The 10,190-nt window shown below is 69.2% G+C and carries 12 protein-coding genes and 1 tRNA gene; 2 read left to right on the top strand and 11 right to left on the bottom strand.

What is annotated here, in order from left to right; translation table 11 throughout:
- Positions 1 to 239: 239 nt before the first annotated feature.
- The 11 genes from ACKOB8_RS11000 to ACKOB8_RS10950 all read right to left on the bottom strand — a co-directional run bounded on the left by ACKOB8_RS11000 (position 240) and on the right by ACKOB8_RS10950 (position 7,876).
- Positions 240 to 311: transfer RNA gene (locus ACKOB8_RS11000), tRNA-Thr, on the bottom strand.
- Positions 312 to 342: 31 nt separating this feature from the next.
- A complete protein-coding gene (locus ACKOB8_RS10995; protein WP_526377252.1) occupies positions 343 to 1,038 on the bottom strand; it encodes a hypothetical protein in 696 nt (231 codons plus the stop codon).
- Between the two features lie 35 nt (positions 1,039 to 1,073).
- The gene (locus ACKOB8_RS10990; protein ID WP_526377253.1) at positions 1,074 to 1,490 is read right to left on the bottom strand and encodes an HIT family protein; all 417 of its coding nucleotides are present in this window, start codon (positions 1,488 to 1,490) and stop codon (positions 1,074 to 1,076) included.
- Positions 1,491 to 1,495: 5 nt separating this feature from the next.
- On the bottom strand, positions 1,496 to 1,933 hold the full coding sequence (locus ACKOB8_RS10985) for a nuclear transport factor 2 family protein (RefSeq protein WP_526377251.1): 438 nt from the start codon (positions 1,931 to 1,933) through the stop codon (positions 1,496 to 1,498).
- Positions 1,930 to 3,057 (bottom strand): NDMA-dependent alcohol dehydrogenase, encoded by a 1,128-nt coding sequence (locus tag ACKOB8_RS10980; protein ID WP_526377250.1) that lies wholly within the window; start codon positions 3,055 to 3,057, stop codon positions 1,930 to 1,932. The genes ACKOB8_RS10985 and ACKOB8_RS10980 overlap by 4 nt, the downstream gene beginning before the upstream one ends.
- Before the next feature lie 60 nt (positions 3,058 to 3,117).
- Positions 3,118 to 3,675 (bottom strand): nuclear transport factor 2 family protein, encoded by a 558-nt coding sequence (locus tag ACKOB8_RS10975; protein WP_526377249.1) that lies wholly within the window; start codon positions 3,673 to 3,675, stop codon positions 3,118 to 3,120.
- On the bottom strand, positions 3,676 to 3,891 hold the full coding sequence (fdx, locus tag ACKOB8_RS10970) for a ferredoxin Fdx (RefSeq protein WP_526377248.1): 216 nt from the start codon (positions 3,889 to 3,891) through the stop codon (positions 3,676 to 3,678).
- Positions 3,892 to 3,901: 10 nt separating this feature from the next.
- Positions 3,902 to 5,257 carry a lanosterol 14-alpha demethylase gene (gene cyp51 / locus ACKOB8_RS10965; RefSeq protein WP_526377247.1) on the bottom strand — a complete coding sequence of 452 codons (1,356 nt, stop codon included), beginning with the start codon at positions 5,255 to 5,257 and terminating at the stop codon, positions 3,902 to 3,904.
- Positions 5,254 to 6,072, bottom strand: coding sequence for an SDR family oxidoreductase (locus ACKOB8_RS10960; protein ID WP_526377246.1), 819 nt, complete (start codon positions 6,070 to 6,072; stop codon positions 5,254 to 5,256). Before ACKOB8_RS10960 ends, cyp51 begins: the two co-directional genes overlap by 4 nt.
- Positions 6,072 to 7,307, bottom strand: coding sequence for a cytochrome P450 (locus tag ACKOB8_RS10955; protein ID WP_526377245.1), 1,236 nt, complete (start codon positions 7,305 to 7,307; stop codon positions 6,072 to 6,074). The genes ACKOB8_RS10960 and ACKOB8_RS10955 overlap by 1 nt, the downstream gene beginning before the upstream one ends.
- A complete protein-coding gene (locus ACKOB8_RS10950; RefSeq protein WP_526377244.1) occupies positions 7,304 to 7,876 on the bottom strand; it encodes a TetR/AcrR family transcriptional regulator in 573 nt (190 codons plus the stop codon). The genes ACKOB8_RS10955 and ACKOB8_RS10950 overlap by 4 nt, the downstream gene beginning before the upstream one ends.
- Positions 7,877 to 8,043: 167 nt before the next feature.
- Here ACKOB8_RS10950 and ACKOB8_RS10945 point away from each other — a divergent pair, with 167 nt between their 5' ends.
- Both ACKOB8_RS10945 and ACKOB8_RS10940 read left to right on the top strand, forming a co-directional pair.
- Positions 8,044 to 9,510, top strand: a complete 1,467-nt coding sequence (locus ACKOB8_RS10945; protein WP_526377243.1) for an aldehyde dehydrogenase — start codon at positions 8,044 to 8,046, stop codon at positions 9,508 to 9,510.
- Between the two features lie 9 nt (positions 9,511 to 9,519).
- A partial coding sequence (locus tag ACKOB8_RS10940) for an SDR family oxidoreductase (RefSeq protein ID WP_526377242.1) occupies positions 9,520 to 10,190 on the top strand: 671 nt, incomplete at its 3' end.

The raw sequence follows: 10,190 nt of genomic DNA, 5'->3' as shown, positions 1-10,190 counted from the left end.
GTTCGTCGAGTCTGGCTGCCAGGCCCCGCAGGAGACGAGTCAGCTGTTCGCGCTGAGCCCGCGCCCGGCCCAGCGGCTCACCGGGCTGCTGCGGGCGCGTTACGGCGACGGTCACAGCGGCTCCTCTCCCGGTCGAGTGTCGGGGGTAAGTTAGCAGCCGGGGCCGCCATCCGCGAAATAATTGACGTTGCATTCCCGTCGGGACGCCACGACCAGCCGATCTGCGGCGAGCGATGACGAGCCCCCTGTCAGGATTGAACTGACGACCTTTCGCTTACAAGGCGAGTGCTCTACCACTGAGCTAAGGAGGCCTGCGGGCAAGCCTATCGGGTCAGTTCCGGCTCACTGTTCGTCGTCGCGGAACGGCCACAGCCGGCGGCCCGGCAGCGGGATCCGCTCGGCGATGGTGCTCAGCGGGTTGACCACCGCGCTGAGCGTGACGACGGCCTCGCGCAGCGTCTCGATGGTCGGGGCCAACGCTTCCAGGCCCGGGGTCAGCCGGTTGAGCGTGTAGGCGACGTCGGCCAACTGCTCCAGCGGACCGTTGCGCGCGGTGAGTTTGTCGATCAGGCCGTCCTCGGCCAGGATCCGGTCGGCCAGTCCGTCCTCGGCGAGGACGCGTTCGAGCAGACCGTCCTCGGCCAGGAGCTGATCGACCAGTCCGCCGGGGGCCAGCGCCCGGTCCACCCCGCCACCCTCGGCGGTGAGCCGATCGAGTACACCGTCGGTCGCGGTCAGTCGTTCGACCAGCCCGCCGGGCTGCAGCAGGCGGTCCAGCGGGCCGTCCTGGGCGAGGGCGCGGCCCAGCGGTGCGTCGTCGTCGAGCAGCTGCGCCAGCTTGGTGGCGCGCTCCAGGGTGTCCTCCAGCCCGAGCAGCAGGGCCACCGAGTCGCGGGCCGAGGGGACTTCCCCGTCGCGCAGGGTCCGCTTGGCCAAGTCGATGGCGGTCTCGGCGACGTCCAGACCCGCGTTGGCGGCCGCCAGCCCGATGCGCACCGGCGCCACCGCCGCGTCCACCAGCATCCGGGCCAGATCCATCCGCCAAGTGTAGGACCGGGGTTCGGGCTTTCGGGTCAGTCCAGCGCGGCGAGCGCCGCCACGATCTTGGACTGCGCCTCGTCCAGCGACTCCGGGGTGGGGTTGCGGTCGACGTTGGCGAAGCCGAAGTCGGTCAGGTTGTACGCCGGGAACACGTGGACGTGCAGGTGCGGGACCTCCAGGCCGGCGATGATCAGCCCGGCACGCTCGGCGCCGAACGCCGCGCACACCGCCCGGCCGATGCGCTGGGCGACCGCCATCACCGAGGCGAACACCGCCGGGTCGATCTGCTGCCAGTTGTCCACCTCGGCGCGGGGCACCACCAGGGTGTGCCCGGGGGTCATCGGCTCGATCGTCAGAAAGGCCACCACGCCGTCGTGTCCGCGATCGTCCTCGTAGACGAAGCGGCCCGGCAGCTCGCGGTTGATGATCCTGGTGAAGACCGACGGCACCGGGCTCACTCGGCTCCCGCGTCGGCCGAGACCTGCCCGAAGGTCATCGCCTTGAGGTGCCAGTAGCCGCGGATGTTGGTGATCAGGCCGGCGTCGTCGACGCGATAGCAGAACACTCCGCGCACGCTGCTGGTGAAGCCTCCCTCGAACTCGCTGCGCAGCACCAGGATGTGGGCCACCTCGTCGGGCGAGCTGGAGGGGAAGGTCTCCTCGCAGGTGACCGTGAGGTTGTTGGCGGCGATGTTGGTGTCGTAGAACGCGGACACCGCGTCCCTGCCCCGGATGCCCCGACCGTCGGGGTTGGTGATCGACTCGCCGATCGGATCCTCGATGACGACGTCGGGCGCCATCAGCGCGAGCCAGCCGGCCTTGTCGTGGCTCTGCACGCAGCGCCACGACTCCTGCGAGGCGGCCATCGCGCGGGTGAGTTCAGTCTGCGTCATCGATCCTCGTCGGTGTACCGGATGACGCCGCGGATGTTGCGGCCCTCCAGCATGTCCTGATAGCCCTCGTTGATCTGGTCGAGGCGGTACTGGCGGGTGATCATGTCGTCGAGGTTGAGCTTGCCCGCCTTGTACATGCTCAGCAGCTGTGGGATGTCGTGGTAGGGATTGCCGCCGCCGAAGATCGTGCCCTGCAGGTTCTTCTGCATCAGGGTGAGCATCGCCAGGTTGAGGGTGACGTTGGTGTCCACCATGCTGCCGATCGCGGTGACCACACAGGTGCCCGACTTGGAGGTGATCATCATGTAGTTCTCGACGTCGGCCCCGTTGAGTTCCCCGACGGTCACGATCACCTTCTTGGCCATGAAGCCCGCGGTGGTCTCGGCGATACCCATGAGGGCGGCGTTGATGTCCTCGTAGACGTGGGTGGCGCCGAACTTCAGCGCCTGGTCGCGTTTCCACTCGACGGGATCGACGACGAAGATGTTGCGGGCCCCGGAGAGCACCGCGCCCTGCAGGGCGGCCATGCCGACGCCGCCGACGCCGACGATCGCGACGTCCTCGCCGGGTTTGATCTGCGCGGTGTGGGTGGCCGACCCCCACCCGGTGGTGACTCCGCAGCCGACCAGGCAGGCCACCTCGAAGGGGACCGACGGGTCGATCTTCACCACCGAGGACTCGTGGACGACCATGTAGGGCGAGAACGTGCCCAGCAGGGTCATCGGGAACACCGGCTGGCCCTCGGCGTGAATGCGGTGGGTGTTGTCGGAGATCGCCAGTCCGCCGAGCAGTCCGGCCCCCAGATCGCAGAGGTTGCGCAGACCGGCCTGACACGACGGACACTTGCCGCAGGACGGGATGAACGACATCACCACGTGGTCACCCGGCGCCACGCTCTCGACGCCCTCGCCGACCTCCGTCACGACGCCGGCGCCCTCGTGTCCGCCGAGCACCGGGAAGCCCAGCATCGGGATGCCGCCGGTCACCAGGTGGTGGTCGGAGTGGCACATGCCCGAGGCCTCCATCTGGACCTTGACCTCGTTGGCGGCCGGATCGCCGATCTCGATTTCCTCGATCGACCACGGCTGGTTGAACTCCCAGATCAACGCACCCTTCGTCTTCATCGCGAACCCTCCGCTCGTTGTGGCCGACCCAGCCGATCCTAGGACCAAGCCGGGGCAGCGTCACCAGATCGGGACCGGTGCCTGGCCGATCGGGTAGTAGCCGGGCAGCTTCTCCCCGGCCATGCCGCGCTCGATGCGCCGGGCCATGCCCTCGGACAGTTTCCCGGCCTTCATCAGCCGCAGGTAGAGCTTCTGGACGTGACCGAAGTCGAAGAAGTCGCGCTGCCACTCGATCAGCGCCGAACCGTCGGGGCCGACGCCCAGGCGAAACCAGCTTCCGCCGATGCCGTAGATCTCCGAGGTGTTGCCCTCGGCGTCGGTGGCCACCTGTTTCCAGAACCCGACCACCTCGCCGATCTTCTCGTCGATGAGCACCTTCTGATACGGGTAGGTCCAGCCCTCGAGGCCGGCCATCTCCAGGCCCAGGGCTATCTCGCGGATCTCGTCGCGGCCCACGCACATCACGTCCTCCTTCGGGCCGATGTTCCAGCCGTAGGTGGCATCTGCGGTGTAGAAGTCGGCCAGCGGCGTCCAGTCGCCGGCGCGTTCGGCGTCGCGGTTGGTCGCCAGCCAGCGCTCGACGAACTCCTCCAGCTTGTCGCGGGGTACTGCGGCCATCTAGCCCTCCTCGGATATCTCGGTGATGAACAGCGCGCGGGTCGGGCACGCCTCGACGGCCCGTTCGATGTCGGCGCGGGCGGAGTCGGGTGGTTCGGTGTCGAGGATCTCCACGATGCCGCGCTTGGGCACCCGGAAGAACTCCGGCGCCTCCAGCTCGCACATGGCGTGACCCTGACAGAGGTCGGCCTCGACGTCGACGCGGTAGCTGCCCACGGGTGTGCTCCTAACGGTTGCGCCGGCGGTAACGCACCCGCGCCGGCCGGGAGAGTTGGACCACCATCTTGGAGTGGTCGTTGCGGTAGGAGTCGGCGGGCTGGGCCATCTCGAAGGAGTACTCGCGCAGCAGAATCGAGAAGATCGCCTTGATCTGCATCGTGGCGAAAGCCGCCCCGACGCAGCGGTGCCGGCCCGCGCCGAACGGAATCCAGGTCCACCGGTGGACCACGTCCTCCTCGCGGGGCTTGACGTAGCGGTCCGGGTCGAAAGCGTCCGGGTCGGGGAAGTCCTCCGCGATCCGGTTCGAGATCGCCGGGGAGGCGGCGACGAAGTCACCGCGGTGGATCGGGTAGCCCGCGACGTCGAATTCGCCCTGCGCGACGCGCATCAGGATGATCAGCGGCGGATGCAGCCGCAGCGTCTCCTTGAGGACGTTCTCCAGTGTCGGGATCTGCCGCAGCGCGTGGAAGCTGACCTCCTGGCCGTCGGCGTAGAGCCCGTCGAGTTCGGCGATCACCTCGGCATAGACCTCGGGGTGGCGCAGCAACTCGATCAGCGTCCACGACGAGGTGCCCGAGCTGGTGTGGTGACCGGCGAACATCAGTGAGATGAACATGCCGGTGATCTCATCGGCGGAGAAGCGCGGCGCCCCCTGGTCGTCGGTGATCGACACCAGCACGTCGAGCATGTCGCGGTCACGTTTGTCGCGGGGCGGGTTGGCGATGCGCTGCTCCATGATCTCCGCCACCAGGGCGACCAGGGCCTGCCTGGCTTCGTCGCGGACGCGGAAGCTCTCGATCGGCAGGTAGGGGTCGACGTAGCACAGCGGGTCGGTGCCGCGTTCGAGCAGGTGATAGTAGGTGGCGAACCGGGAGTCGAGCTGGTCGCGGAACTTGCGCCCGATCAGGCAGGCCGACGAGGTGTAGATGGTCAACTCGGCGAAGAAGTCCAGCAGGTCGACTTCCCCGCTGTCGCCCCAGTCGGCGATCATCCGGCGGACTTCGTGCTCGATGGTGGCGGCGTGACTTTTCATGTGGTCCCCGCGCAGCGCGGAGTTGTGCAGCATCTCCCTGCGGCGTTCGGGGCTGGCATCGAACACCACGCCCTTGCCGAAGATCGGGGTCATGAAGGGGTAGGCCTCGGCTTGGTCGAGATCCTCGTCGGCGGAGCGGAAGAAGAACTCCCCGGGCTGCGCACCGGTGAGCAGGATCACCTGCTTGTCGGCGAGTTGGAAGCTGCCGACGTCGCCGCATTCGGCGCGCACCCGGGCCATCAGTCCGATCGGGTCGGTGCGGAACTCCTCGAGGTGGCCGTGCTCGTCGTGCCCGCCGGACACGCGGGGCACCTCGCGCGCGGCGGTCACGATTGCTCCGGGTATCGGAGCTGCTGGCGTTGCTCGGGTGCGTCGGTCAGCGGCGCCTCGGGCTGGATCTCCATCGACACCACATACCCCCCGCGGGGGGTCTCGGCGACGAAGGCGATCGCCCGGGCCAGGTCCTCGGCGCGCAGGAAGTAGTTGTGCCGCGCCTGGCCCCATTTCGCCCACTCCTGCAGGGCCGGGGCGATCGACTCCGGCGGCAGGTTCCAGCCCATCCCGGTCAGCGTCGGCCCGGGATGCACGATCGACGCCCGCACCCCGGTGCCCTCCAGTTCCATCTGCAGGTTGGTGACCATCGCCGTCAGCCCGGCCTTGGCCGCGCCGTAGCCGCCCATGTGCGGACGCTGGCGCAGCGCCACGTCGGAACCGACGAAGATGACGTCGCCGCGGCGGCGCTCGACCATGCCCGGCAGCACCGCGGTCGCCAGCCGATTCGCCCCGACGAGATGGATCCGGATCTGGGACTCGAAGTCCTCGGTCGCGCCCTCGTGCAGCCGGCCGAAGAAGGTGTCCCCGGCACCGGCGACGAGGACCTCGACCTCACCGAGTTCCTCGGTGACGCGCCGGACGAATCCGGTGACCGAGTCGGGATCGGTGACGTCGAGGCAGACGGCCACCGCCTCACCGCCGTCGGCGCGGATCCGCTCGGCCAGTTCCGCACACCTGTCCACCCGCCGCGCGCCCAGCGCCACCGGGAAGCCGCGGGCCGCCAGTTCGACGGCGGTGGCGGCGCCGATACCCGAGGACGCGCCGGCGACGATCGCGGGCCGGCGTGCCGGGTGGGGGTCGAAGCGCGCCATCAGTCTCTCGGGGATCCCTCGCCGGCGCGGGGTCGCACCGTGATCGGCAGCGCGGCGAACCCGCGCACGTTGCTGGAGTGCACCCGCACCGCGTGGGCTTCGTCGACCTCATAGCCGGAAATCCGCCCGACGAGTTCGGTCAACGCGAGGCGGGCCTCCATGCGCGCCAGGTGCGCCCCCAGACAGAAGTGCACCCCGCTGCCGAAGCTCAGCAGCTTCGACCCGATGTCGCGCCCGATCCGGAACTCGTCGGGCGCGTCGAACACCCGCTCGTCGCGGTTCGCGGAGCCGGGCACCAGCAGCAGCGTGTCGCCGTCGCGCAGGGTGACGCCGTGAAACTCGACGTCCCCGGTCACGGTGCGGGCCAGGATCTGCGTCGAGTTGTCGTAACGCAGGGTCTCCTCCACCCACAGCGGCACCGTGGACGGGTCGTCGTAGACGCCGGCCAGCTGATCGGGATTGCGAGCACCCCAGTACATCGCGTTGCCCAGCAGTTTGGTGGTGGTCTCGTTGCCGGCCACCACCATCAGGAACAGGAACGCCATGATCTCCTCGTCGGCCAACCGGTCGCCGTCGATGTCGGCCTCGAGCAGCGCACCGGTCAGGTCGTCGGTGGGGTGCTTTCGGCGCTGGGCGACCATGTCGGCGTAGTAGACCAGCAGATCCATCGCCGCACGCAGGGCTGACTCCGGCACGTCGGGCACCCCGTCCTGGCGATGCATCACACCGTCGGCCAACGCCCGCAGCTGCTCGCGGTCGGGCTCGGGCACACCGACCAATTCGGAGATGACGTCCATCGGCAACTTGCCGGCGAAGTCGGCGATGAAGTCGAAGTGTCCCGAGTCGGAGTTGTGCAGCGCATCCTCCAGGCGCATCCGGGTCAGGGACTGCACCCGCGGTTCGAGTTCGCGAATCCGCCTCGGGGTGAAGCCCTTGGACACCAGCGTGCGCAGTCGCAGATGCGCGGGGTCGTCCATGGCCAGGAAGGACATCGTCCGGTGCGCTTCGGTGTTGCGCGAGATCGGATCCAGCGACACACCGAGCTTGTTGGAGAAGGCGGTGCTGTTGCGAAATCCGCTGTGCACGTCGGCATGACGGGTCAGCGCCCAGAAATTGAGCGTCTCGTTGCGGTACAGCGGGGCCTCGTCGCGCAGCCTCTTGTAGTAGGGATAGGGGTTCTCGTGGAATTCGTAGTCGTACGGGTCGAGAACCAACTCGACGGTCTCGGCGGTCACGTGTCGTCACCCAGGATCAGCCCGACCAGGTAGCCCAGCCGCTCGGCGATCTGGCGGTAGCTGAACACGCCGCTGCCGGCGTGCACGAGGGCGCCGAAGTAGCTCATCTCCAGGGCCGCCACCGTGCGCGCGTCGGCGTCGGGTCCCAGTGCCGACCGGATCCGCTTGTGGATCTCCGCACCGATGCGGTCCCGGATGCCGCCGACCGCGGGGTCGGTGCTCAGCAGAGCCGTCGTGCAGGCCGCGGCGACCTCCGGTTCGTCGGCGACCACCATCGCCAGCCCGTTGAGGGTCTGCTCGACCCGGGTCAGCCGGGTCTCGTTGACGTCGGTGAAGAACGGCACCTGCCGGACCAGATCGAGATAAACCTCGGCGACGAGATGGTTCTTCGACGAGAAGTACGTGTAGGCGGTCGCGGGCGCCACCTTTGCGCGCGCGGCGACGGTCCGCACCGTGAGATCGGCGTAGCAGGAGCCGCGCAGCACCTCCATCCCGGCGCGGACGAGTTTGCGGAACGTCTCCTCCTGGCGGGGCCGGCGCGCAGCGGCGACAGCGACATCGCTGGACACATGTCCACCGTAATCCCGCACCTCGCGCCGGCGCAAGGTCGTCGGTCGAAAGAGCAGATCACGGTGGTCCTGATGAACTGCGGGGTCTTGCACCGCAGGGCTGGCGGCGGCTAGGGTCGGGTCAGCATTGCCAGACACCTGTCCACTGACGTTTCAGGCGGGAGCCGATGACGATCGCGGCCGATCGCACCAGCGAGCTGTTCATCGACGGCACGTTCGTGGCCGGCGGGGGTGGGCGCTACCCGACGATCAACCCCGCCACCGAGGAGGTCCTGGGCACCGCCGCGGCCGCCGACGCCGCCGACCTGCGCCGGGCCGTCGACGCCGCGCGCCGGGCCTTCGACACCACCGGCTGGGCCTCCGACACCGAACTGCGGGTGCGTTGCCTCCGGCAGCTGCAGCGCGCGCTGGGCGAGCACATCGAGGAACTGCGCGAGATCACCATCGCCGAAGCCGGGGCGCCGCGGTTGCTCACCGCGGCAGCCCAGCTGGAGGGGCCGGTCGCGGACCTGACGTTCGCGGCCGACACCGCCGAGCGCTATCGGTGGCGATCCGATCTGGGGGTGGCCAGCCCGATGGGGATCGCGACCGCGCGGACCCTGGTCCGGGAGCCGGTCGGGGTCGTGGGTGCGATCACGCCGTGGAACTTCCCGCACCAGATCAATCTGGCCAAGATCGGTCCGGCACTGGCCGCCGGCAACACCGTCGTGCTCAAGGCTGCCCCCGACACCCCCTGGTGTGCGGCGGTTCTTGGTGAAATCGCCGCCGCGCACACCGATCTGCCGCCCGGGGTGCTCAATATCGTCACCGGTGACGACCACGCCCTCGGCGCGATGCTGGCCGCCGACCCGGCCGTCGACATGGTCTCGTTCACCGGATCGACCGCGACCGGGCGCGCGGTGATGGCGGCCGGTGCCGAGACGATCAAACGGGTCTTCCTGGAACTGGGCGGCAAGTCCGCCTTCATCGTGCTCGACGACGCCGATCTGGCCGCTGCCTGTTCGGTGGCCGCCTTCACCGCGTCGGTGCACGCCGGCCAGGGCTGCGCGATCACCACCCGGCTGGTGGTGCCGCGCGACCGCTACGACGACGCGGTCGCCGCCGCGGCGGCGACCATGTCGGGGATCAGGCCGGGCGACCCCAACGATCCGGGCACCGTGTGCGGGCCGGTGATCTCGGCCCGCCAGCGCGACCGTGTGCAGTCCTACCTCGACCTCGCGATCGCCGAGGGCGGCCGGTTCGCCTGCGGCGGCGGCCCCCCGGCCGGGCGGGACCGCGGCTTCTTCATCGAGCCCACCGTCGTCGCGGGGCTGGACAACAGTGCCCGGGTCGCCCGCGAGGAGATCTTCGGACCGGTGCTCACGGTGCTCGCACACGACGGTGACCCCGATGCGATCCGCATCGCCAACGACTCCCCGTACGGGCTGTCCGGCACGGTCTTCAGCGGCGATCCGCAGCGCGCCCGGGCCGTCGCCGACCGGCTGCGGGTCGGGACGGTCAATGTCAACGGCGGGGTGTGGTACTCCGCCGACGTGCCGTTCGGCGGCTACAAGCAGTCCGGTGTCGGCCGGGAGATGGGTGTCGCCGGGTTCGAGGAGTACCTCGAAGTCAAGGTCATCGCAACCGCGGTCTGAAGGAGGAGCATGGCTGTCGAGGGTTTCGCCGACCGGGTTGCCGTCGTCACCGGCGCGGGCGGGGGCATCGGGCAGGCCTACGCCGAGGCGCTGGCCGGCGCGGGGGCGGCGGTGGTCGTCGCCGACATCAACCTCGAGGGCGCCGAGCGGGTCGCCGGCGGCATCCGCGACGGCGGCGGCACCGCGATCGCGGTGCCCGTCGACGTGTCCGACCCGGAGTCGGCGGCGTCGATGGCCGCGCGGGCCGTCGCGGAGTTCGGCGGGATCGACTACCTGGTCAACAACGCCGCGATCTTCGGCGGGATGAAGCTGGACATGCTGCTCACCGTCGACTGGGACTACTACCGCAGATTCATGAGCGTCAACCTCGACGGCGCGCTGGTGTGCACCCGTGCGGTGTACAAGACGATGGCCGGTCGCGGCGGCGGGGCGATCGTCAACCAGTCCTCGACCGCGGCGTGGCTCTACTCCAACTACTACGGACTGGCCAAGGCCGGACTCAACAGCCTCACCCAGCAGCTTTCGCGGGAACTCGGCTGGCAGAACATCCGCATCAACGCCATCGCCCCCGGCCCGATCGACACCGAGGCCAACCGGACCACCACTCCCAAGGCGATGGTGGACGACATCGTCAAGCGGATCCCGCTGAGCCGGATGGGTCAACCGGAGGACCTGGTCGG

It is taken from the genome of Mycobacterium sp. (assembly GCF_046091765.1).
Taxonomy (GTDB): domain Bacteria; phylum Actinomycetota; class Actinomycetes; order Mycobacteriales; family Mycobacteriaceae; genus Mycobacterium.
Note: the sequence above shows the minus strand (reverse complement) of the source record. Positions and strands in the feature narration are given on the sequence as shown.